This is a genomic window from Marinicella rhabdoformis (assembly GCF_009671245.1).
In the GTDB taxonomy this organism is placed as follows: Bacteria; Pseudomonadota; Gammaproteobacteria; order Xanthomonadales; family Marinicellaceae; genus Marinicella; species Marinicella rhabdoformis.
The window spans coordinates 1,068,939-1,090,436 of record NZ_VTFS01000001.1; the positions used below are offsets into that span (position 1 = coordinate 1,068,939).

Consider the following 21,498-nt stretch of genomic DNA (forward strand, 5'->3'; position numbering starts at 1 on the left):
TCAAATTTTGGTATGATTTCTGACATTTACCACAGTACAAATCATGAGCGACCAACCCACTTTGACCCGCGAAGACCTGATTAACTACTTAGCAGACGGCTGCAAGCCTAAGTCTGAGTGGAAAGTAGGCACTGAACATGAAAAATTTGGTTTTCATGACAAAAACCTGAAACCCTTGGGTTATGAAGAACCCGGTGGAATCCGTGATGTACTCAATGGATTGGCAGAACAATTCAATTGGGAGCCTGAATATGAAGGCGAGCATGTGATTGCCCTCAAACGTGATGGCTGTTCCATCACATTAGAACCAGGCGGGCAGTTAGAGTTGTCAGGTGCGCCATTGGCTGATGTTCACCAAACCTGTCAAGAAACCGGCACCCATTTAAAAGAAGTCAAAGCCGTGTGTGAAAACTTGGGCGTGTCATTTCTTGGCATGGGATACCACCCAAAAGCAAGCCGAGAAGACATCAGTTACATGCCCAAAGGTCGCTATAAAATCATGAGCAACTACATGCCCAAAGTCGGCACCTTGGGCTTGGACATGATGAAACGGACTTGTACCATTCAAGCCAACTTAGACTTTTCTTCAGAAGCTGATATGGTGCAGAAATTTCAAGTGTCATTGGCCTTACAGCCTATTGCCACTGCTTTGTTTGCCAACTCTCCTTTTAAAGAAGGTCATGACACCAATTTTGTCAGCTTGCGCTCACATATTTGGACCGATACGGATGCCGATCGTTGCGGTGTATTGCCCTTTGTCTTTGAAGAAGGCATGAGTTTTGAACGCTATGTGGACTATATGCTCGACGTACCCATGTATTTCGTTTACAGGAACGGTGAGTACTTGGATGCCACAGGACAATCATTCCGTGACTTTATGCAAGGTAAATTACCTGTCTTACCAGGCGAGTTCCCTACCATGAAAGACTGGGAAGACCACTTAACCACTGCATTTCCAGAGGTGCGTTTGAAGAAGTTTTTAGAAATGCGCGGTGCCGATGGTGGCCCATGGCGTCGCATTTGTGCCTTACCCGCTTTGTGGGTTGGTTTATTGTATGACCAAGACTCTTTGGATCAAGCATCAGCTTGGATCAGCGACTGGACCATAGCAGAACATGAAATGCTCAGAACAGAAGTGCCTAAAACCGGCCTTGCTACATGTTTCCGCAACCAGAAAGTACGTGATATGGCATTGAAAATGCTGGACTTATCTCGTCAAGGCTTGGAAAAACGCGCCATCAAGTCATCCTGCGGAAAGGATGAAAGCTGTTTCTTAGAACCTTTACAAATCATTGCTGATACAGGCGTCACACCAGCAGAACGTAAACGCGGTCAATTCCACGGTGTCTGGCAAGACAACATTGATGAGTTGTTTGAGATTTATGCCTATTGATGCTGCTGTTAATCAGCACCGACTAACCCTAAAACCTTAATTCAGTAGTGCGTCGATATACATCGGCGCCACTTCTGATGGCTTTTTCAATTTATCAGGATTTTCAGCAGGCCAAGCTTTGGCGCGTAACTGGGTATGCATTGGTGGAGGTGTGATGACTTTGACTTTAACACCTTGGTTATCACATTCTTTTTCTAAAATTTTTGCAAACTGTTCAATCGCTGCTTTACCTACACCATACTGCCCCCAATATGCTTTTGATACTGTGGTCAAATCATCCGATGTAAATAAAATGGTTCCCTTACCTTTCAAAACCAACGGCAACAAGGCTTGGGTTAAAAAGATGGGTGAGTTGACATTCACCTGCATTTCTTTCAACCAGCGTGACGCTTCATACAGCAAAAACGGAGTCAAACTGCCAAATTCAGAAGCCGCATGAATCAAACCATCTAACTGACCAAAGTTCTCTTTCAATAATTTTGCCAGCTTTAAATAATCATTCGGTGTCGCACCGACCAAATTCATTGGGTAAATCACAGGCTCTGGCAAATTACGCTTGACCAATTCATCACACATCTTATTCAGTGCTTTAGGATTCTTGTCACTGATGACCAAGTTGGCACCTTGTTGTGACAGTTTCAAAGCAATGGCCGAGCCCAAACCGCCGCAAGCACCGGTTAAAAATATCGTTTTTCCTTTGAATTGATCGCCTTGAGTCATCGCTGCTGTACGTGTAAGTTAACAGCGAATTGTAGCAGTTTTCTTCAGATTTGGGCTTTTTTTCCTTTCATGAATTCATTTTCCTTTTTAAATGAGCCAAATTAATTTGAAGCGCTTCACATTGTTTTAACGAATCTGGTCACTTGTGGTATCATCTATGGCTTTTGTCGTAAGGCAAAAAATACATTTCGCGTCATGAAAAACACATGATTTTTTTCCACCACATTATTTGACCTTATGAGTACAACTAATCCTTTATCAAATTCAACAAACAACATCAACCCAGAGGTACTAAACCACCCAGCTGGCTTGTTCATTTTGTTTTTCACAGAAATGTGGGAACGCTTCAGTTATTACGGTATGCGCGCCTTGTTGGTGCTGTTTCTTGTTACTGCCATTGATGGCGGTGGTTGGGGCTGGTCTCGTGAAGATGCCGGTATCTTATACGGGCTGTATACTGGCTTGGTTTATTTGACACCTTTGATTGGTGGCTGGATTGCTGACCGATTCACCGGTTTTAAAGCGGCAGTGGTCATAGGCGCTTTGTTGATGACTTTGGGTCATTTGTCTTTGGCTTTTGATACACATGCCACATTTTATTTGGGCCTGGCTTTATTGATTGCTGGTAATGGTTTATTCAAGCCCAACATTTCTTCAATGGTTGGTGGTTTATATAAAGAAGACACCAAAAAAGACGGCGCTTACACCATTTTCTATATGGGCATCAATGCCGGAGCCTTCTTGGGCATCATGTTGTGTGGTTATGTTGGTGAAACAGTCGGCTGGCATTATGGCTTTGGTTTGGCTGGTGTGTTTATGTTCTTTGGTTTGCTACAATTCTACTTTGCACAAGCAGTATTCGGCACCAACGGTGATAAACCACAGCACAATCTGGATGATCAAACCATTAATGAAAAACCAAAATTAACCTCTATTGAAAAGGATCGCTTATTGGTTGTGGGGGTGTTTGCATTTTTTGTTATCGTATTCTGGTGGGCATTTGAACAAGCGGGTTCCTCTATGACTATTTTTGCCAATGATTATACCCAGCGTGTTTTAACAGGCACTTCAGCCACAATTTATATCTGGACAAACTTCTTTTTAACAGTGGTTCCGATTGTTGTTGTTACTGGCGTGTTAGGCTTATTGATTAAGGCGACCCATAAAGACATTCCATTGTCTAATTCTTTTTTGGCTTTAAGTTTCGCCATTATTTGGGCCATTGTAATCTGGAAAGTTTATACAGAATTCTCTTCAAGCAACGAGATTGAAGTACCTGCTTCTTGGTTTGGTATATTGAACTCATTCTTTATCATCACATTAGCACCTTTGTTTTCTAAGATGTGGGAAACTAAATTCAACCCATCAGGCCCTGCAAAATTTGCTTTAGGCTTGATGTTATTGGGTATTGGTTTTGCCTTCTTAGCCTACGGCTCAATGGGTATCACCCAAGGTGCAACTACCGCATCGGTTTCTATGTTCTGGTTGATTGCTGCATATTTCTTCCACACTGCTGGTGAGCTTTGCTTGTCGCCTGTTGGCTTATCTTATGTGAGTAAATTAACACCCAAACGTCTATTGGGTATTATGTTCGGCGTATGGTTCTTATCTAGCTTCTTTGCTAACACTTTGGGTGGTTTTACAGCCAGCGCCATGGACCGCATCAATGAAGCCATCGGCTTGTCAGGTTTCTTCTTGGTGTTTACTGCTATCCCAGTAGGTGCTGGTGTCATTATGTTGTTACTGACACCTTTCTTGAAGAAACGCATGCATGGCATTAAATAAATAATACAAAAAGGAGAAAAAATGAGTACTACTGAAATTAACCCTGAAGCACAAGAAGAGCTCTTTGGTCATCCAAAGGGTTTGTATGTGTGTTTCTTTACAGAACTTTGGGAACGCTTTTCGTTCTATGGCATGAAATTTTTATTGATTTTGTACCTAACAAAGTATCACTTGTTTTCTGACTCAGCAGGCTTAGATGTATTAGGTGCTTATGCCGGTCTTGTTTACACCATTCCTTTGATTGGTGGCATGTTGGCTGACAGGTACCTCGGCCCAAGAAAAGCCGTGTTATTCGGCGGCATCTTATTGGTTTTGGGTCATTTATTGATGGCTGTAGAAGGTGATCAAGCCACCATGGTGGCTGGCGAAGTCATCAGAGACACTGCTGCATTGAATGTTTTCTATATGGCTTTGGCTTTGATCATTCTCGGTGTTGGTTTTTTGAAGCCTAACATTTCTACCATTGTTGGTAAGCTGTATGCAGATAATGACCCACGTCGTGATTCTGGTTTTACCATTTTCTATATGGGTATCAACTTAGGTTCATTTACAGCCACCTTATTGTGTGGTTGGTTAGGCGAAACTTATGGTTGGGGCTATGGTTTCGGTGCAGCCGGCATCGGTATGTTCTTGGGATTGATCTTCTTTATGTATGGCCAGAAATATTTGTATGGCCACGCCGACCCAACCGAGCCTGAAAAATTAAGCAAAAAAGTCTTGGGTCCCATCAATGTAGAATGGACCATTTACTTGTTGTCTATTTTGTCATTGCCACTGGTGTGGTTCGTGGTTCAAAGAGAAGCATGGGTACATTCAGGCCAATGGATATTTTTGGTAGTAGCTGCAGGCTTCATGATGTTTTGGGCTTTTGCTAAATCAACGCCAGTAGAACGCCACCGCATTTTCGTGTTGATCGTTTTGATTCTTTCTACCATTGTGTTCTGGGCCTTGTTTGAACAAGCCGGCGCTTCAATGACCTTCTTCGCTGACCGTGTAATGGACAGAAACATATTTGGCTTTGAAGTTAAAGCGTCTCAATTCGGTTCATTGAATGCAGGCTTTATTATCTTATTGGCACCTGTTTTTGCCTGGATGTGGGTTTGGTTATCTAAACGCAATTTAGAACCTTCAACTCCAGCAAAATTTGGCTTGGGCTTGATTCAAGCAGGCCTGGGTTTTGGTGCCTTGGTTCTTGGCGCAACCATGCCAGAAGCTTCGGGTAAGGTGGCGTGGATTTGGTTGGTACTGGCTTATTTGTTACACACCACAGGTGAACTGGCTTTATCGCCAGTAGGCTTGTCTGCTGTTACAAAGCTGGCTCCTAAGAAAATTGTCGGTTTCTCTATGGGTACCTGGTTCTTGGCCACTGCCTTGTCAGAAACTTTAGCAACAAGACTGTCTAAGTTTGCTGCCTTTGACGGTGATGCAGCTGCCACCATGTCGATGGCAGAACAAGTCGCAAAATACAGCGAACTGTTTAATTTCTTGATGTGGTTAGGTATTGGCATGGGTGTATTCATGCTGGTTATCACACCATTATTGAAAAAAGGCATGCACGGCGTACATTAAACCTTGTAAAAACGATAAAAAGCACCAATTTAACAATTGGTGCTTTTTTTATGCCCATTTAAAACCTCAAGAGAAAACCATGCCAACATATCACTACCAAGCTTCAACTGAGAATCACTGCGACCATTGTGTTGAAGGCTTTGATGTGATGCAAAAACTGGCTGAGGCCAAACTGACACAATGTCCTGAATGTGGTGCTGATATCAAAAAAGTCATTTGCGCTCCTGCTTTAACTTCTCAATTAACCCGTGACAGCAAAAAAACCTTGAGCGAACAAAACATAGAAAAAAATGGCTTCACGCAATACCGCAAAGTGGGCAATGGTAAATATGAAAAAACCGCAGGCAAAGGCCCCGCCACCATTGACCGCGAAAACTTGTAAACCTTCACGCATCCATCATTATCATTTGTTACAATGTTTGTTTTTTAACCCATTAATAGACGAGAGACAAACAAATGAAATTACCTGCATTACTCATTACCTCATTATTGGCAGGCTCTGCTTTCGCCAGTGACTTCGAAGCCACTGAAGCGAAAATCAAAGCCGCCATGAAGTCAGACATTCGTGTAGAGGCTGACACCAAACGCGATCGCAACCGTATGCCTGTTCAAACACTTAAATTTTTAGGCTTGCGTGATGATATGAAAGTCATCGAGCTGCTACCTGGTGGCGGTTGGTATACCAAAATTTTAGCACCTGTGCTTAAAGAGAATGGTGAGTTGCATTTGGCTTATGGTACATCGCGTGCCGCCAAATTAGCTGAAGCCAATGATTCAATGTCAGAAGTAAAACTGGCTGCTAAAGAAGCCAATATTTACCGCAAAGAAGGTGCCAGATTTTATTCAATTGAAAATGCAGAAATTGATGTTAAAAAAGCAGACATGGTTTTGACCTTCAGAAATTACCATAACTTTGCTGAAGATGGTCGACAAGCCATGAATGATGCCGCTTGGAATTCGTTGAAAGTGGGTGGTATTTACGGTGTTGTAGATCACACTCGACGTCACATGGAAGGTGAAAATGATGAAAACCGTCGCCGCTTTGACCCTGTGAAAGCCATCAAAGAAATTCAAGCAGCCGGTTTTGAATTTGTAGACTATTCTGATTTACATTACCGCGCTGATGATGAGTTGGAATACGAAGTGGGAAGAAAATCAGTCACTGGCAATACTGACAGGTTCACGTTGAAATTCAAAAAAGTTAAGAAATAAATTAGATGAGCAAAAAAAAGGCCCTTGTTTCTTAGACAAGGGCCTTTTTTATTGCCTAATCTTTTACCGCAAATTGAACACAATCAAACACCTTCTGAAAAGGTGTTACAGGCATCATAATTACCTGTTTTTAAACCCCGGTTCAACCATTGCATCCTTTGCTCTGATGACCCATGAGTGAACGCTTCAACATTTACCCTTCGGCCTGCTTTAGATTGTAATGTGTCATCACCTATAGAGGCGGCGGCACGCAAACCTTCTTCTACGTCACCGGTTTCTAACATGTTTTGTTGTTGATTGGCATGGTGTGCCCAAACACCTGCCAAACAATCGGCTTGTAATTCCATCATCACTGACAATTGATTGACCTTATATTTTGAATCTGCTTGCGACTGCCATTGACGCACTTGTTTGGCCGTTCCTGTGATGTTTTGAATGTGATGTCCCACTTCATGACCAATCACATAAGCCCGGGCAAAATCACCTGGTGCACCCATCTTTTCTAACTGCCTAAAAAAACTCAAAGACAAATAAACATTTGAGTCGGCTGGACAATAAAATGGTCCCACGGCTTCTGAGTTAACACCACAACGAGACTGTACTTGGCCGTCAAACAGCACCATAGTTGGCGCCTGATATTTTTGGTTAGATTTGGCAAATACTTGAGTCCAAATGTCTTCAGTGGATGCAAAAATAACCGATGAAAATTCAGCCTGTTCTTTTTCTGCCTGCGTTTGTTGCTTGGGTATTTGTACTTGTTGTTGTGAATTACCACTCGGTTGGGACATCATATTACCCAATAAAGACAAAGGGTTTTGTCCCGTCACCAGAGAATAAATGATGGCAATCACAATCATGGTGCCACTTAATTTAGCCCCGCCCTTTGCTACGCCACCACGACCTCGCCGGTCATCTATTCGTGTGCTTCTTCTTTTGTTTTTCCAGCGCATTCAGTATCCACAAATATAAAAACATCAGTATAACCTAGAATTTTTCTCAACCTTTAAAATCTGGGTTAAATTTTGTGAAAGCAAAATACAAAGAGATGACAGCCAAGGCATACAAGGCCAATTGGTGGTTAACCACCGAGGACAAATCACCACCAAAATACATCAGCTTGTGCAAAGCATCCATCACCCAACCTGTTGGTAAAAACATCGCCAGCTGCTGCATCCACTCAGGTGTGATTTCTATTGGCCACCAACAACCACCCAAGGCCGCCAACAACATAGAGACCAAAACAGGTATTCCATTGATTTGACCTTCATTTGTAGCCAGTGAACCCATCAATACGGCAAAACCAGCACAGACTGCTGACCAAGCAAACAGCAAAATAAACACCATCAACCAATGCTCACCCCAGTGAATTTTGAATAACAGCATTCCCATGATCATGCCATAGATTAATTGAACGGTAGCCAGCATCAATTTACCCAACCACTTTCCTAATATCAGCTCCTTGCGACTGATGGGTGCTGCAGCCAATCGCCTAAGCACACCTGTTTTTCGCTCAAGGAATAAACTGAAAGCACCGCTGGTCAAAGATATCATCATGATAAACATGACCAAAATGCCAGGCACGGCTTGTTTGAATCCATTCGGAATTTCATGTTGTTCACCGCCTTGACTGACATCTAATGTGATCAAGTCTGGTAAATTATTGACGACAGAGAAGTCCAATGCTTTGGCTGCTTGATTGTGGTGCATTTTCAACACCAAGTAATCTCCTAACGTTTGATAGACCGCTTTTTGCAATTTGAATTCGTTCAACTGGGCACCCATGTCATCGTCTTTGAACCGGTATTCAATTGTGACTTGCTCACCACTTTTTAATGTGCTGCCCATATCAGTTGGCAACCACAGTTGACGACCATAGTCTTTGAATTCATATTTTTCTTTATACAAAGGATTGGCTTCGCTGAAATACCGCAAAGCAAAATCTTCAGCCGCTAACCTTTGATATATTTGCTGAGCCACAGGATCATTTTCATCTCCATCGTACCAAATGGCCAATGTCACATTTTGACCGCCACTGGAAAAACCGCCAGTGGTGGTACCAATGAAAGCAAAAAACACCAATGGCATGATGAACATCCAGATCAAAACAGTTTTGTCTTTCAGCAAATAGATAAAATCTTTAATCGCTATGAATTTGATGTTGTTCATAGTTTTGCTCCCTGAGCTAAGCGTTTGATGAGCTTTTGATTAAGAAACCAAAGCACTGTGATCATAAAAGCACCAATCAAAAAGGGTATCAATAAAGCCTCTTGCATGCCTTGCCCCCTAACCAAAACGTCTTTGATGGCTTTCAATAAAAAGCCATTGGGTAAATAGCTACCAATATTCGCCAACCAATCAGGCATCGCTTCTGATGGGAAAAACGCACCACCCAGCATGGCCATAGGAAGGACTGCCGCATTAACAACGATATTGGCAGACTTTCTGCTGGGCATCAACAAACTGAATACCAACATCAACAACCAAATAACCGCACCAGAAAAGACCACCCAAAGTAGCATGATGGGAAATAATTGGATTGAGATATCAAAAGCTGCCACGCCGACCAACAACAAAATAAACCCCAATAACACGAACGTCAAAATCGCATGCATCAATTTACCATTTACATATGCCCCCAAACCACCCGGTGAGGCCGCCAATCGCGGTAATACGCCATTCGCTTTGTCATCCCAAACACCCATCGCCAAAGCAACAGAAGCAAACAACAAACTCATGAATATCGCACCAGGGTACATCAACATCACAAAGTTGAAGCCAGGCTTTTCTTCAGCATCTGAGGCCGTTACCACCCGCTCTTTTAATTTAATCTTGGGCGGGAAAATCGTTTTTTCTGCCTCATCAATGCCTTTTTTAATCGCCAAAGTTAACACCACCAAATCCGCATCATTGACTTTACCTGTTGTCACCATTTGATTCAGTTTATTCAACTCATCAGCAAACAACATTTGAAGATAATCGGCGGCATCAACCATCAAATTCATTCCTGTTTCCACCATGCCTGGTAGAATGGTTTGTGCAGGGTTTTTCACCAATCGCAACTGACTCGGCTTTTTATTTAAATAATTGTCCATGAACCCCGCTTCGACCACAAACCAAGCCGTGGCTTCACCATCGTTCATGATGACTTCACCCTCAGTTTCATCAACCGTTTTTACCGTAAAAAATTCAGCCATAGGCCCTTGGCCCAAGCTGCCCACCAAAAACTGAGACAATGTTGAATTATCATGATCTGTAACCAATAAGCGACCATGAGGTTTCGGACTGGACCCGCCGCCACTCATCAAACTCATCAAAAACACAATCATCAAAGGTATGGCCAACCATGAAATCAGCCCCCATTTTTCTCGCAACACCCTTTTGAATGACTGTGTTGCAACCGTATATGACAATTGATTCATCAGTCTCTCAACGCCCTACCAGTTAATTTAATGAACAAGCTTTCCAAGTTGGCTTGCTGAACCGATGTTTCTTTAATTCTGCAATCCTTGAATCGTGACAACAAGTCAGACAACTGCTCTGCGGCATTGGGGCATAAAAAACGCACCGCTTCATCAGTCCATTCCAATACCTCAAAATCCGATAACAAATCCTGACTGGCCCCGCTGAAATCACCGCGCAAAGAAATCAAATCTTTTTCACCCATTTGTTGGCGCAGTTCACCAATTGTACCTTGTGCTATCACATGGCCTTTATCAATGATAGCAATACGATCACATAAACGCTCTACTTCTTCCATGTAATGTGAGGTATAAATTACCGCAGTCCCTTTTTGTTTCAATTCACCAACAGCCGTCAACAAGTGCTCTCTCGATTGCGGATCAACACCAACGGTGGGTTCATCGAGTAACAAAGCCTTGGGTTCATGCAAGATGGCACAAGCAAAGTTTAATCGCCTTTTCATCCCTCCTGAGTAGGTATTCACAAGGTCTTTTTGGCGGTCACTTAATCCCACTTGTTGCAAAACCGATTGAATGCGTTGATTTAATGTTTTTCCTGACAGACCATAGGCCTGGCCCCAAAAATTTAAATTTTCTAACGCTGTAAGGTCTTCATATAAGGCCAACTCTTGGGGTACCAAGCCCAATGACTTTTTGGCATTGATGCCATCACCTACCATGGGGTGACCATCTATTGAGATGTCACCGGAAGTGGCCTCGAGCAAACCAGAAAGGCAGTTGATGGTGGTTGATTTACCGGCACCATTAGGGCCTAACAAGCCAAAAACTTCACCTGCTTGGACATCAAAAGATACAGCATCTGCAGCCGTGAATTGACCGTACGTTTTGGTCAATGATTGGATTTTAATCATTAATAATTGCCATGGATATAAAGTAGGTTAACGATTATAAACCGCCAGTGTTACAATGTGCTTTGATTTTTTATAGACTTTTTCCATTCCATGAAGTGGTTTAACAGCGCCTTACTTTTGTTCATCTGCATTGCCCTTTATTTGCTTTGGCTGGGCAATGGCGGTCGCATTGAACTCAAAGAAAAGCAATTGATTCTAGAAGAAAAAGCCGCAGAAATAGTTGAATTAAAAAAACGCAATCAACTGTTACAAGCAGAAGTTGAAAGCTTAGAAAATGGCTTAGACGCGATTGAAGAACGTGCTCGTACGGAATTAGGCATGATAAAAGACGGCGAAACCTTCATTCAAATTATTAATGAAGAGTTACCCAAGCGTCAAAGAACCCACAAAAAACAATGAGTAAGCCCTGTCATTTTCATGTGTTAATAACTGCCGCAGGCATTGGGTCGCGTTTTGAATCCCAGTCTGGCCTGCCCAAACAATACCATCAGATAGGTGACAAAACGGTTTTGGCTCACACCATTGAAGCGTTTAATGACATCGATTGTGACATCGTCATGGTGACTACTCACCCTGATGATAAGTGGTGGCCTGAAATCAAGTTTCAATCCAAGCAACTTGTTAAATCCTGTATCGGTGGCTCATCACGAAAACAGTCTGTAATTAATGGCTTATTGGCCATTAAGGAAAAGGCGCAGGATACGGACTGGATTTTGGTCCACGATGCGGCTCGACCTTGTATAACACCAGATGACATCAACCGGCTGATTAATGCGGTAAAATCACATGCTGTTGGTGGCTTGTTGGTTAAACCGGTTACTGACACCATCAAAAAATCCACTGACAAATCTCACTGTCAAACCACCATCGATCGCGACCAACTGTTTGCGGCTTTAACACCTCAAATGTTCCGTTTGGGTGATTTATTACATCATTTACAACAAGCTGATGACGATAAAACAACGGACGAAGCCTCTGCTTTTGAACAAGCGGGAAAACTGCCATTGATGGTTCTAGGAAACTGCCAAAACATTAAAATCACCTACCCAAGTGACTTGGCATTGGCGCACTTTTATCTACAACAACAAGGGAGACTTTAATGCGTATAGGGCAAGGTTTTGACGTACACGCTTTTGGTGAGGGTGATTTTTTAACTTTGGGTGGTATTAAAGTACCCCATAACAAAGGCTTCATCGCCCATTCGGATGGCGATGTGTTGATCCATGCGATTTGTGACGCCTTACTTGGCGCATTGGCTTTAGGCGATATTGGCATCCACTTTCCACCCTCAGATGCACAATGGAAAGATTGTGACAGCGGCGTGTTCCTAAAACATTGTTACCAATTAATTCAAACCGAAGGGTATCAAATCGGTAACATTGACTGCACTTTGATGGCTGAAATGCCCAAAATCAAACCACATGCTTTGGTCATTCGTGAAAATCTAGCAGGTTTGTTAAATATTGAAACCAACCAAATCAGCCTCAAAGCCACCACCACTGAGAAACTCGGCTTCACGGGTCGTAAAGAAGGTATGGCCGCTTTGGTTGTGTGTTTAATGACACCCAGCAGTTAATCATGCAGGCATAAAAACACCAAGCCGAAGCTTGGTTCTCAGCGTAGCGTGTAGTTTTATTTACCTTTATTCAAACAAGGATTTGTGAATCGTATCAAATCTATAATGGTAATACTCTTCGAACAAGGCTTGAACCAAAATGTCATATCCCGGCGCTCCCAGATGAAAACAGTCTCGCACCAATCCAAAATGTAACCTCATGGCCTCTAATGGACTGGTTAAAGTAAAATCACCTGGAAGTTGAATGTCACCTGGTTGGATTCCATTATCAGGCCAGCCATAAGCATTTTGCATGCGGCCCCAATGTGGTACATGAAAAACCTTTGGGTTTTGGTCGGCGATTTCGACAAAAGCTTGTGTGAAATCTAATGCCAGGTTGTTAATTTCTGTAGGGGTTGGGTTCTCCATGTCATTATGCAAGCCAGCACAGATAAATCCTGTGATACCACCTGTTGTTTCTTCAAAATTGGGGTAGTCATAAAAACTCATGATGATTTCAATATTGATGTCCACAGCCAAAATCGCATCAACAATGGTCTGAATGTCGGCCACAATGCCCATCTTCAAAGCATCCACTTCCATCATGGTCATACTTTTATACCAATTATTCAGGAAATCATTACCTCCAATGGTCAATTGCACCGTGTCGACACTGGGGTTATTAACCAAGGCATTGGTGATTTTTGCCAACTCTGTAGGTACTACCCAATCTGCGGCTGTGGTGCCATCAATGGCCACCAAGTCAGAATCTGCATTCCTCAACACTTGAATGCCTGGATAACCATTGACATCAAAAACAGCATCGTGGACGTCATCAGAATATTGTTGTTGTGCCCAACTGTCACCAACGATCAAAACTTTGGCATTTTGTGCCTGAACGGTAGTTATTGAAAAAATTAATAAGCAGATTGATAGTATCAATTTCATTGTTGCTTCCTCCCCAGAAGTCAGATTTTTATAAAATGTAAGGCCAAACCTTGATACACTGTGGTTCGAATGTTTCATTATTTAAATTGTGGTGTATGCCACATCCGATTAACAAAAAGATAACACAAAATTAAACAAATATGTACCCTATTTTAAAACACAGTCACATGACCCTGGTGCTGATCAGCATCATTTTATTTGAGATTCGCTTTTGGCTTTTTGCCTTAAGAAACAAACCCAAGAATAAAATATTAACCATAGCACCGCATGTCATTGATACTTTATTACTCGCCAGTGGATTGACTTTGGCTGTTATGCTGGGTTTTTCGCCAGGTAACTCACCGTGGTTAATGTATAAATTGATAGCCTTGGTTGGATACATTGCTTTCGGGATGGTGGCCATGAAGGCCACTGGTACCAAGCGTTGGTTTGGATTTTTTGCTGCCACTTTGTGCTTTGTTTATATGTTGATGACTGCCATCACCAAAAACCCAACATTTTTTATCTGACTCTGACAAATTCAAAGAGATCGTGTGATGGCTGAATTTTACCTCGGTATAGGCAGTAACAAGAACAGGACGCACAACATCAATTCCTGTGTTACGTACCTAAGCGCTTCATTTTCTACACTCAAGTGCTCACCCGTTTACCAATCAAAGGCGTATGGCTTTGAAGGACAAGATTTTTATAATTTAGTCGTCAAACTACAATCCGCCTTTGACCCTTGGCAAATGAAAGCATGGCTACAAAACTTAGAAGATTTACTTGGACGTGATCGCAGCCAGCCCCGTTATTCAGATCGTTTGATTGACATAGATTTGTTGTTGGTTGACGACCTTATTATTGATGATGGTGTGGTTCAAATTCCTCGACGTGAAATTTTAAAACGCGCCTATGTTATCAAGCCCTTGTCTGACTTAGCACCTGATTTAATTGTACCTGGACACAAAAAAAGGCTTGCCGATTTATGGCAAGCCTTTGAACTTAAACAAGACATTCAGCCAGTTACATGTCTACATCACCGATGACATCGCCTGTTTTTGCACTCTCGTGAAGTTTCAATTTAACTTTCTTTTTAAAAATCAAATCACCTTTAACAACCACATTTTCACCGATAGATACAGTTGGTACTTTTTTGTTGCTATTAAAAAAACCATTGGATTTATGAATCACTAAATCACCTGTCACAACAGTACCTTCTGTTAATTTAATGTCACCGTTGGTGGTTTCAATGTTGCCATCAATGCGGCTATTGACTGCAGAAATGGTGCCGTTCACGGTTTCCATTTTGCCCTGAATCTCACAACCATCACCTGCTTTGATTGAACCATTAACCGTTTCTGTATGGCCTTGAATCAAACAGCCAGAGCCCAAAATCAATGCACCATTGACTGCTTCAACACTTTCAGCGGTGACGTTGTCTTTGAATTTCACACTCCCATTGACCGTATCTACATCACCCACTGTGCTGCCATGACCCACTTTTATAGAACCGTTAACTGTATCCAAATCATCTACGTGGCTGTTGCTGCCTACCGTGATGCTGCCATTGACTGAATCCAAGTCCTTTTCTGGTGCATTAACGTCGTCACCGACTGATTCACTGCCAAACAATCCCGCTTGTGATGTGATGCCTAAGGCCATCAAAATACCTATAATTAAAATTTTCACCATAACCTCTGTTGTTTTGTATGACTAAGAAACGCAGTTCTTAATCAATTGTTACAATTTTTTTTTCGCCCGTACCTAATCCGTCTAATTTCCATTCACCAATTTGCGTTCTGATCAACCTCAAAACAGGCAAGCCAACCGCTGCCATCATGCGCCTGACTTGTCGATTCTTTCCTTGATTCAATGTCACTTCTACCCATGAAGTTGGCTTGTTTTTACGCGCACGAATTGGAGGAGTTCTTTTCCATACAAAACTGGGTTTTTTGTGTAACAAAGCCACATCCACTGCCTTAGCCATATAGTCTTGTACCTTCACACCTTTCCTCAAGGCATCCAGTTGCGATTTTCTTGCCAAACCCTCTACTTGTACTAAATAAACTTTGTTGAATTGACTGCTGGTGATGCGATTTTGTAACGGCCCATCATCAGTTAAGAGTAACAAGCCTTCAGAATCATAATCTAAACGACCAGCAGCATAAACGCCCTTTTCAGCGACAAAGTGACCTAAATGTTGACGCCCTTCTTTATCAGTAAACTGACACATCACTTGAAAGGGTTTGTTGAATAACACGAGTTTTTTCATTTATTTATCGTTCATCAGGTTGTTGTATTGTACTTGATGACTTCTACGAATTAATTCATAAATAATTTTGAACTTTGTTTATATGCCGAAAGTCATAGTTTTAAGCCACATGATTTTTTGTGGCTCTCAAACTGGAGAAAACTGAATGAATAGCTTGATGAGATTTTCCGTGGCGGGTTTACTGGGTATAGCAGTGACTTTCACCTTGTTTTTAATCATGCAAAGCCTGCTAGGAACACAAAAAAACTACCGCAGTACAGAGACAGCCAACATCAACTTTGGTTTTGTTAAAAACTTTGAACCACCAGTGGTCGCCGATCCCATCAAAAATAAATTACCAGAACCTAAAGAAGCATCACAACCACCTGCAGCCCCTGCATTAGATGTCAGTCAAAACCCTTCTGATACTGACAGCTACTTGCCACAAGGCATAGACACCAAGGCTGAGTGGAAAATGATTACTGATATACCCATGGGCCCCACCGGTCCAGCAAGCGGTAACCCAATGGGAGAAGGTGGTACGCTGAAAGCCGGAATAGCGCCCATGTACCCTCCCACTTTATTGCAAAGACAAGTGGAAGGCTGGGTAGAGGTGTTAATCACCGTGAATGAATTAGGCCGTGTTGATGACATTGAGGTTTTGGCCAATAAACCCAACCGTGCTTTCAATAATGCGGCACTGAAAGCTGTTAGAAAATGGACTTTTCACCCTAAGATCATGGACGGTAAAGCAGTGCCTTTCAAAGTGAAACAAAAAGTTGAGTTTAATATCAATAAATAATCAAAAACTCAGGCTGAAGTTTACTGCTTCAGCCTGATTAACTACCAATCCAACAAAAGGGAAGCAAGAAAAACAACAACAATGGCAACAGCAATATTTTAAAAATCAAAGTGAAAACAGCACCAAAGAAAAACAAAAACCCCAAAGCAATGGTGGCAAAAAAACCAATCACCAATAAAAAGGGTAAAGACAAAATAAACAGCATCAGGGCAAAGACTTTAAATAAAATCAATAAAACCAAAATACCTATAAAAACTTCCACAACTTTTCCAATAAAGAGAGTACCAATTAAAATAGCACAATGACAGCTGCTTAAACAGTGCCAAAAGTCAGTGGAAAAAACCACAAATCATAGCAAAAGGCAAATGCTTCCGCTATAATGCAATTCCTTTCTGAGCTTCACATTTCTCTAAGCAGCATGGCTAAATTTGTATTTGTCACTGGTGGTGTGGTTTCATCACTGGGAAAGGGTATCGCAGCAGCTTCTCTGGCATCTTTGCTAGAAGCACGCGGTCTAAAAGTCACTTTAATGAAACTGGATCCATATATCAATGTTGATCCTGGTACCATGAGTCCATTCCAACACGGCGAAGTTTTTGTCACCGAAGACGGTGCTGAAACGGACCTTGATTTGGGCCACTATGAACGTTTCGTGCGCACCAAAATGTCGCGTAACAACAACTACACCTCAGGCCAAATTTACGAATCGGTGATTCGCAAAGAGCGTCGTGGTGATTATTTAGGTGGCACCGTTCAGGTAATTCCGCACATCACCGATGAAATCAAGTCCAAGGTGCGCCAAGCTGCCGAAGGTTATGACGTTATCATGGTCGAAATTGGTGGTACTGTCGGTGACATTGAATCATTGCCATTCATGGAAGCTTTACGTCAAATGGGCGTTGAAGAAGGTCGAAATAATGCCTTGTTTGTTCACTTGACCTTAGTGCCTTACATCAGCGCTGCTGGTGAACTGAAAACCAAACCAACGCAACATTCGGTGAAAGAATTGCGTTCCATCGGTATTCAGCCAGACATTTTACTGTGTCGTGCCGAACACCCGATTCCAGAATCTGAACAAAGAAAAATTGCTTTGTTTACTAACGTTGAAGAACGCGCAGTGATTCCTGTAATGGATTGTGACAACATTTATCAAATTCCTGCAGAGTTACAAAAAGAAGGCTTTGATGATTTGGTCGTTGAACGTTTTGGTTTGGATTGTGGTGAAACTGATTTATCAGAATGGCAGCGCGTTGTTGATGCTGAAGCGAATACTGAACATCAAGTGACCATTGGTATGGTGGGTAAATACCTTAATCATTCTGATGCCTATAAATCTCTGAATGAAGCGCTTCGCCACGCCGGCATTCCCAATTCAACTAAAGTGGACATCAAACACATAGATTCTGAGGATTTGGGCAACAGCAAAGACACATCAGTTTTCTCTGATGTCGATGCCATCTTGGTTCCTGGTGGCTTTGGAAACCGTGGATTCGAAGGCAAAATATTTGCTGTTGGATATGCAAGAGAAAACAACATCCCTTACCTAGGCATCTGCTACGGCATGCATGCAGCAGTGATTGATTACGCACGAAATGTTTGTGGGTTATCAGACGCCAACACCACAGAAAATGACACCCAAACTGACAACCCTGTGATTGGACTCATCACAGAATGGATGGACAGAGCCGGTCAGAAAGAAATACGCAGCTCACAATCTGATTTGGGCGGCACCATGCGTTTAGGCGCACAAAACACTTTGATTAAAGAAGGTACTTTGGCCCATAAAGTGTATGAAAACACCATTGTTTCTGAACGTCACCGCCACCGTTACGAATTCAACAACAACTATGCTGATGTTTTAAGCAAAGCGGGCTTGGTATTTTGTGGTCGTTCAGAAGACGAGAAACTGGTTGAGATGGTAGAGTTACCAAACCACCCTTGGTTTTTGGCTTGCCAATTTCACCCAGAATTTAATTCAACGCCTCGCGATGGACACAAGCTGTTCGCCAGCTACATTGCCGCGGCATTGAAACAACAACAAGCATAAGAGGTTCTCATGAAACTATGTCATTTTGAAGCTGGATTGGATAAACCATTCTTTCTGCTGGCCGGCCCCTGCGTGATTGAATCATTGCAATTGGCCATCGACACCGCTGGACATTTAAAAGAAGTGACTGACAAACTGGGCATCCCTTTTGTCTTTAAATCTTCTTTTGACAAAGCCAACCGAACCTCGCTGAATTCATTCCGTGGCTTAGGTATGGAAGAAGGCTTGCGTATTTTGTCTGAAGTACAAAAACAAGTGGACGTACCCGTTATCACCGATGTACACGATGATTCGCCTATTGAAGAAGTGGCTGATGTGGTTGATATTCTACAAACGCCTGCATTTTTAGCCCGACAAACCAATTTCATCTTACGCGTTTGTGCCGCAGGCAAACCCGTTAACATCAAGAAAGGCCAATTCATGGCCCCTTGGGACATGGTGAATGTGGTAGAAAAAGCCCGTTCAACTGGCAACAAACAATTGATGGTCTGCGAACGTGGCGCCAGCTTTGGTTACAACAACTTAGTCTCAGACATGCGCTCTTTGGCTGTGATGCGTGAAACAGATTGTCCTGTGGTATTCGATGCCACACACTCTGTCCAACTACCAGGCGGCCAAGGTGGCACTTCTGGCGGACAGCGAGAACACGTTCCTGTATTGGCACGTGCAGCCACAGCTGTTGGTGTGGCTGGTTTGTTTATGGAAACCCACCCAGATCCAGCCAATGCCAAGTCAGATGGCCCAAATGCAGTGAAACTCGACCAAATGGCTGGCTTGTTAGAAACATTAAAAATCATTGACCAAACGGTTAAATCAAAACCACTACAGGAGCAATCTGATGACTGGAATTAAAAAAATCCACGCCCGCGAAGTTCTTGATTCACGTGGCAACCCCACTTTAGAAGCTGAAGTCACCTTGGAATCAGGTGCATTTGGTCGCGCCATCGTACCATCAGGTGCCTCCACTGGCGCGCGAGAAGCGATTGAACTGCGTGATGGCGACAAAAGCCGCTACTTAGGCAAAGGCGTTCAAAAAGCTGTTAATAACGTCAACACCACATTGGCGAAAGCCTTGATTGGTCGCGATGCCAATGACCAGGCTGGTTTAGACCAAGCCATGCTCGATTTAGACGGCACCAACAACAAAGGTAATTTAGGTGCCAATGCGCTGCTCGGCATTTCTTTGGCCAATGCCCACGCGGTGGCCGATGACAAGCGCATTCCCCTTTATCAGAGCATTTCGACCCAAGAAGAATTCGTATTGCCCGTACCGATGATGAACATCATCAACGGTGGCGAACATGCAGATAACAACATCGACGTACAAGAGTTTATGGTGCTGCCGACAGGTTTCACATCATTCTCAGAAGCTTTGCGTTGTGGTACAGAAATATTCCACTCATTGGCTAAAGTTTTAAAAAGCAAAGGCTTATCAACGGCTGTGGGTGACGAAGGTGGTTTTGCACCTAATTTGCGTTCTAATGTTGAAGCGGTTGACACCATTTTAGAAGCGGTTCACCAAACGGGTTATAAAATTGGTGAAGAAGTTCATTTGGGCTTGGACGTGGCCAGTTCTGAGTTTCACAAAGATGGTTTATATCACTTAACAGGTGAAAACAAACAACTAACGTCTGAACAATTCACAGACTTTTTGGCCTCTTGGGTTGATCAATACCCGATCATCAGTATTGAAGATGGTTTGGATGAAGCCGATTGGGCAGGTTGGAAGCATTTGACCGAAAAACTGGGCGACAAAGTACAGTTGGTTGGAGATGACTTATTCGTAACCAATACTTCAATATTCAAAGAAGGCATCGACAAAAACATCGCCAACTCCATTTTGATTAAATTCAATCAAATCGGCACCTTGACTGAAACCTTGGATGCCATCGACTTGGCTTACCGTTCAGGTTACACCGCCGTCATCTCTCACCGCTCGGGTGAAACCGAAGACAACACCATTGCTGATTTGGCAGTGGCAACTTCAGCAACACAAATCAAGACCGGCTCTTTATGTCGTTCAGACCGCATAGCCAAATACAACCAACTGCTGCGCATCGAAGAACAACTGGGCAAAAAAGCCCGCTTCGCAGGTGCATCAGCTTTTGACTTGTTGAAAATTTTATAACATTTGACTCCACCAGCTAAAAAAGCCTCAATATGAGGCTTTTTTAGCTTCACCGTTCACACAATTATCGTTATTTTGGCAGAGTATCCATGCCAATCATAACACCACCGTTACAAACTGAAATTGTGCCGCTAATTGACTCTCCATGAACTTTATAAAAAAGAGTTAGCACACCATTCACAATAAATTCATCAATAAAAATAAAATCATTTACTGTAAAAATATTAGCTTGATTTTTCCAATCCGCACCAAAAAATTCTAAATTGAAATAAACAACAATATCGGGGATATATGATTCTGGGCTTTCAAATTTCACTGCTTTTTTCAACTTTCACACTGCCATTGATATCACCTGAAATCAATTGGTCTTTTTGTTCTTTGCTTAAGGGATAGATGTTTTTGATGGTGCATTTTTGGTTGGGGTCGCTGTCCACAATCACCGAGTCGAATTTGCTTTGTAGTGAGCTGGACATGGACTGATCCAATCGCAAAGTGTGACCGTATTTAAGGTCTGGGCAATAGCCCATCACTTCAATTAAATAGTTTCTTTTTCTTGATGCGTTGAGAATAAAAAATCGTTCGTCTAGAGACTGCCAACGGGTCATTCTGAATTGGGTTATTCGGTTCACCGACTCTAGCCGTTCTTGGACTACAAAATTTTGATAATTGACCCTAGGGCCTTTTGCTTTGTTACTGGCACAACCACTTAAAACTAAAGCAAAAGCCAAAATAACAGTCTGAATGTGGTTTCTCATATTTATCTCCATATTATTCAG

At 42.5% G+C, this 21,498-nt stretch carries 25 protein-coding genes; 14 read left to right on the forward strand and 11 right to left on the reverse strand.

Annotated features, from left to right (window positions below):
- Positions 1-43: 43 nt before the first annotated feature.
- Positions 44-1,393 carry a glutamate--cysteine ligase gene (locus FET73_RS04690; RefSeq protein WP_154222743.1) on the forward strand — a complete coding sequence of 450 codons (1,350 nt, stop codon included), beginning with the start codon at positions 44-46 and terminating at the stop codon, positions 1,391-1,393.
- 36 nt (positions 1,394-1,429) lie between these two features.
- Here the strand turns inward: FET73_RS04690 and FET73_RS04695 are convergent, their stop codons facing one another.
- Complete coding sequence (locus tag FET73_RS04695; protein ID WP_154222744.1) at positions 1,430-2,113, reverse strand: SDR family NAD(P)-dependent oxidoreductase; 684 nt, start codon at positions 2,111-2,113, stop codon at positions 1,430-1,432.
- 237 nt (positions 2,114-2,350) lie between these two features.
- Here FET73_RS04695 and FET73_RS04700 point away from each other — a divergent pair, with 237 nt between their 5' ends.
- The 4 genes from FET73_RS04700 to FET73_RS04715 all read left to right on the forward strand — a co-directional run bounded on the left by FET73_RS04700 (position 2,351) and on the right by FET73_RS04715 (position 6,679).
- Positions 2,351-3,898: a peptide MFS transporter gene (locus FET73_RS04700; RefSeq protein WP_154222745.1), complete on the forward strand. Its 1,548-nt coding sequence runs from the start codon at positions 2,351-2,353 to the stop codon at positions 3,896-3,898.
- A 21-nt stretch (positions 3,899-3,919) separates the two neighbouring features.
- Positions 3,920-5,467, forward strand: a complete 1,548-nt coding sequence (locus FET73_RS04705; RefSeq protein WP_154222746.1) for a peptide MFS transporter — start codon at positions 3,920-3,922, stop codon at positions 5,465-5,467.
- Between the two features lie 79 nt (positions 5,468-5,546).
- On the forward strand, positions 5,547-5,849 hold the full coding sequence (locus FET73_RS04710) for an FmdB family zinc ribbon protein (RefSeq protein WP_154222747.1): 303 nt from the start codon (positions 5,547-5,549) through the stop codon (positions 5,847-5,849).
- A 74-nt stretch (positions 5,850-5,923) separates the two neighbouring features.
- On the forward strand, positions 5,924-6,679 hold the full coding sequence (locus tag FET73_RS04715) for a class I SAM-dependent methyltransferase (RefSeq protein WP_154222748.1): 756 nt from the start codon (positions 5,924-5,926) through the stop codon (positions 6,677-6,679).
- Between the two features lie 83 nt (positions 6,680-6,762).
- Here the strand turns inward: FET73_RS04715 and ypfJ are convergent, their stop codons facing one another.
- From ypfJ to FET73_RS04735, 4 genes are read right to left on the reverse strand one after another with little or no spacing between them, the layout of a single operon-like run.
- Entirely contained in the window at positions 6,763-7,629 is an 867-nt protein-coding gene (ypfJ, locus tag FET73_RS04720) for a KPN_02809 family neutral zinc metallopeptidase (RefSeq protein WP_154222749.1), read from the reverse strand.
- 46 nt (positions 7,630-7,675) lie between these two features.
- Entirely contained in the window at positions 7,676-8,845 is a 1,170-nt protein-coding gene (locus FET73_RS04725; protein ID WP_154222750.1) for an ABC transporter permease, read from the reverse strand.
- Positions 8,842-10,098, reverse strand: coding sequence for an ABC transporter permease (locus FET73_RS04730; protein WP_154222751.1), 1,257 nt, complete (start codon positions 10,096-10,098; stop codon positions 8,842-8,844). Before FET73_RS04730 ends, FET73_RS04725 begins: the two co-directional genes overlap by 4 nt.
- On the reverse strand, positions 10,098-11,009 hold the full coding sequence (locus tag FET73_RS04735; protein WP_154222752.1) for an ABC transporter ATP-binding protein: 912 nt from the start codon (positions 11,007-11,009) through the stop codon (positions 10,098-10,100). Before FET73_RS04735 ends, FET73_RS04730 begins: the two co-directional genes overlap by 1 nt.
- A gap of 90 nt (positions 11,010-11,099) precedes the next feature.
- Between FET73_RS04735 and FET73_RS04740 the strand changes: the two genes are divergently transcribed.
- The 3 genes from FET73_RS04740 to ispF are packed head-to-tail and all read left to right on the forward strand — an operon-like array spanning position 11,100 to position 12,585.
- Entirely contained in the window at positions 11,100-11,408 is a 309-nt protein-coding gene (locus FET73_RS04740) for a septum formation initiator family protein (RefSeq protein WP_154222753.1), read from the forward strand.
- On the forward strand, positions 11,405-12,109 hold the full coding sequence (gene ispD, locus FET73_RS04745) for a 2-C-methyl-D-erythritol 4-phosphate cytidylyltransferase (RefSeq protein WP_154222754.1): 705 nt from the start codon (positions 11,405-11,407) through the stop codon (positions 12,107-12,109). The genes FET73_RS04740 and ispD overlap by 4 nt, the downstream gene beginning before the upstream one ends.
- Positions 12,109-12,585 (forward strand): 2-C-methyl-D-erythritol 2,4-cyclodiphosphate synthase, encoded by a 477-nt coding sequence (gene ispF, locus FET73_RS04750; RefSeq protein WP_154222755.1) that lies wholly within the window; start codon positions 12,109-12,111, stop codon positions 12,583-12,585. The genes ispD and ispF overlap by 1 nt, the downstream gene beginning before the upstream one ends.
- Positions 12,586-12,651: 66 nt before the next feature.
- On the opposite strand, the gene FET73_RS04755 is transcribed toward ispF, so the two are convergent.
- Positions 12,652-13,512, reverse strand: a complete 861-nt coding sequence (locus FET73_RS04755; RefSeq protein ID WP_154222756.1) for an SGNH/GDSL hydrolase family protein — start codon at positions 13,510-13,512, stop codon at positions 12,652-12,654.
- A gap of 140 nt (positions 13,513-13,652) precedes the next feature.
- On the opposite strand from FET73_RS04755, the gene FET73_RS04760 reads away from it, so the two are divergent.
- Together FET73_RS04760 and folK are read left to right on the forward strand one after the other, a co-directional pair.
- Positions 13,653-14,021, forward strand: a complete 369-nt coding sequence (locus FET73_RS04760; RefSeq protein WP_154222757.1) for a SirB2 family protein — start codon at positions 13,653-13,655, stop codon at positions 14,019-14,021.
- 27 nt (positions 14,022-14,048) lie between these two features.
- Positions 14,049-14,540, forward strand: a complete 492-nt coding sequence (folK, locus tag FET73_RS04765; protein WP_154222758.1) for a 2-amino-4-hydroxy-6-hydroxymethyldihydropteridine diphosphokinase — start codon at positions 14,049-14,051, stop codon at positions 14,538-14,540.
- Here the strand turns inward: folK and FET73_RS04770 are convergent.
- Both FET73_RS04770 and FET73_RS04775 read right to left on the reverse strand, forming a co-directional pair.
- Positions 14,518-15,183, reverse strand: a complete 666-nt coding sequence (locus FET73_RS04770) for a DUF4097 family beta strand repeat-containing protein (RefSeq protein WP_154222759.1) — start codon at positions 15,181-15,183, stop codon at positions 14,518-14,520. The genes folK and FET73_RS04770 overlap by 23 nt on opposite strands.
- 40 nt (positions 15,184-15,223) lie before the next feature.
- Positions 15,224-15,766 carry a pseudouridine synthase gene (locus tag FET73_RS04775; RefSeq protein WP_154222760.1) on the reverse strand — a complete coding sequence of 181 codons (543 nt, stop codon included), beginning with the start codon at positions 15,764-15,766 and terminating at the stop codon, positions 15,224-15,226.
- Between the two features lie 145 nt (positions 15,767-15,911).
- On the opposite strand from FET73_RS04775, the gene FET73_RS04780 reads away from it, so the two are divergent.
- Entirely contained in the window at positions 15,912-16,547 is a 636-nt protein-coding gene (locus tag FET73_RS04780; protein WP_154222761.1) for an energy transducer TonB, read from the forward strand.
- Positions 16,548-16,584: 37 nt separating this feature from the next.
- Here FET73_RS04780 and FET73_RS04785 read toward each other — a convergent pair whose 3' ends face one another.
- On the reverse strand, positions 16,585-16,809 hold the full coding sequence (locus FET73_RS04785) for a hypothetical protein (RefSeq protein ID WP_154222762.1): 225 nt from the start codon (positions 16,807-16,809) through the stop codon (positions 16,585-16,587).
- 156 nt (positions 16,810-16,965) lie between these two features.
- Here FET73_RS04785 and pyrG point away from each other — a divergent pair, with 156 nt between their 5' ends.
- From pyrG to eno, 3 genes are read left to right on the forward strand one after another with little or no spacing between them, the layout of a single operon-like run.
- Positions 16,966-18,594: a CTP synthase gene (pyrG, locus tag FET73_RS04790; RefSeq protein WP_154222763.1), complete on the forward strand. Its 1,629-nt coding sequence runs from the start codon at positions 16,966-16,968 to the stop codon at positions 18,592-18,594.
- A 9-nt stretch (positions 18,595-18,603) separates the two neighbouring features.
- Positions 18,604-19,446: a 3-deoxy-8-phosphooctulonate synthase gene (gene kdsA, locus FET73_RS04795; RefSeq protein ID WP_154222764.1), complete on the forward strand. Its 843-nt coding sequence runs from the start codon at positions 18,604-18,606 to the stop codon at positions 19,444-19,446.
- Complete coding sequence (gene eno, locus FET73_RS04800; RefSeq protein WP_154222765.1) at positions 19,433-20,722, forward strand: phosphopyruvate hydratase; 1,290 nt, start codon at positions 19,433-19,435, stop codon at positions 20,720-20,722. The genes kdsA and eno overlap by 14 nt, the downstream gene beginning before the upstream one ends.
- A 70-nt stretch (positions 20,723-20,792) precedes the next feature.
- On the opposite strand, the gene FET73_RS04805 is transcribed toward eno, so the two are convergent.
- Together FET73_RS04805 and FET73_RS04810 are read right to left on the reverse strand one after the other, a co-directional pair.
- Positions 20,793-21,050 carry a hypothetical protein gene (locus FET73_RS04805; protein WP_154222766.1) on the reverse strand — a complete coding sequence of 86 codons (258 nt, stop codon included), beginning with the start codon at positions 21,048-21,050 and terminating at the stop codon, positions 20,793-20,795.
- The gene (locus tag FET73_RS04810; RefSeq protein ID WP_154222767.1) at positions 21,028-21,477 is read right to left on the reverse strand and encodes a DUF6491 family protein; all 450 of its coding nucleotides are present in this window, start codon (positions 21,475-21,477) and stop codon (positions 21,028-21,030) included. Before FET73_RS04810 ends, FET73_RS04805 begins: the two co-directional genes overlap by 23 nt.
- Between the last annotated feature and the right edge of the window lie 21 nt (positions 21,478-21,498).

Coding starts and splice junctions, on each gene's coding strand:
- FET73_RS04690 (WP_154222743.1), top strand. CDS start 44: ATGAGCGACCAACCCACTTTGACCCGCGAAGACCTGATTAACTACTTA.
- FET73_RS04695 (WP_154222744.1), bottom strand. CDS start 2,113: ATGACTCAAGGCGATCAATTCAAAGGAAAAACGATATTTTTAACCGGT.
- FET73_RS04700 (WP_154222745.1), top strand. CDS start 2,351: ATGAGTACAACTAATCCTTTATCAAATTCAACAAACAACATCAACCCA.
- FET73_RS04705 (WP_154222746.1), top strand. CDS start 3,920: ATGAGTACTACTGAAATTAACCCTGAAGCACAAGAAGAGCTCTTTGGT.
- FET73_RS04710 (WP_154222747.1), top strand. CDS start 5,547: ATGCCAACATATCACTACCAAGCTTCAACTGAGAATCACTGCGACCAT.
- FET73_RS04715 (WP_154222748.1), top strand. CDS start 5,924: ATGAAATTACCTGCATTACTCATTACCTCATTATTGGCAGGCTCTGCT.
- ypfJ (WP_154222749.1), bottom strand. CDS start 7,629: ATGCGCTGGAAAAACAAAAGAAGAAGCACACGAATAGATGACCGGCGA.
- FET73_RS04725 (WP_154222750.1), bottom strand. CDS start 8,845: ATGAACAACATCAAATTCATAGCGATTAAAGATTTTATCTATTTGCTG.
- FET73_RS04730 (WP_154222751.1), bottom strand. CDS start 10,098: ATGAATCAATTGTCATATACGGTTGCAACACAGTCATTCAAAAGGGTG.
- FET73_RS04735 (WP_154222752.1), bottom strand. CDS start 11,009: ATGATTAAAATCCAATCATTGACCAAAACGTACGGTCAATTCACGGCT.
- FET73_RS04740 (WP_154222753.1), top strand. CDS start 11,100: ATGAAGTGGTTTAACAGCGCCTTACTTTTGTTCATCTGCATTGCCCTT.
- ispD (WP_154222754.1), top strand. CDS start 11,405: ATGAGTAAGCCCTGTCATTTTCATGTGTTAATAACTGCCGCAGGCATT.
- ispF (WP_154222755.1), top strand. CDS start 12,109: ATGCGTATAGGGCAAGGTTTTGACGTACACGCTTTTGGTGAGGGTGAT.
- FET73_RS04755 (WP_154222756.1), bottom strand. CDS start 13,512: ATGAAATTGATACTATCAATCTGCTTATTAATTTTTTCAATAACTACC.
- FET73_RS04760 (WP_154222757.1), top strand. CDS start 13,653: ATGTACCCTATTTTAAAACACAGTCACATGACCCTGGTGCTGATCAGC.
- folK (WP_154222758.1), top strand. CDS start 14,049: ATGGCTGAATTTTACCTCGGTATAGGCAGTAACAAGAACAGGACGCAC.
- FET73_RS04775 (WP_154222760.1), bottom strand. CDS start 15,766: ATGAAAAAACTCGTGTTATTCAACAAACCCTTTCAAGTGATGTGTCAG.
- FET73_RS04780 (WP_154222761.1), top strand. CDS start 15,912: ATGAATAGCTTGATGAGATTTTCCGTGGCGGGTTTACTGGGTATAGCA.
- pyrG (WP_154222763.1), top strand. CDS start 16,966: ATGGCTAAATTTGTATTTGTCACTGGTGGTGTGGTTTCATCACTGGGA.
- kdsA (WP_154222764.1), top strand. CDS start 18,604: ATGAAACTATGTCATTTTGAAGCTGGATTGGATAAACCATTCTTTCTG.
- eno (WP_154222765.1), top strand. CDS start 19,433: ATGACTGGAATTAAAAAAATCCACGCCCGCGAAGTTCTTGATTCACGT.
- FET73_RS04810 (WP_154222767.1), bottom strand. CDS start 21,477: ATGAGAAACCACATTCAGACTGTTATTTTGGCTTTTGCTTTAGTTTTA.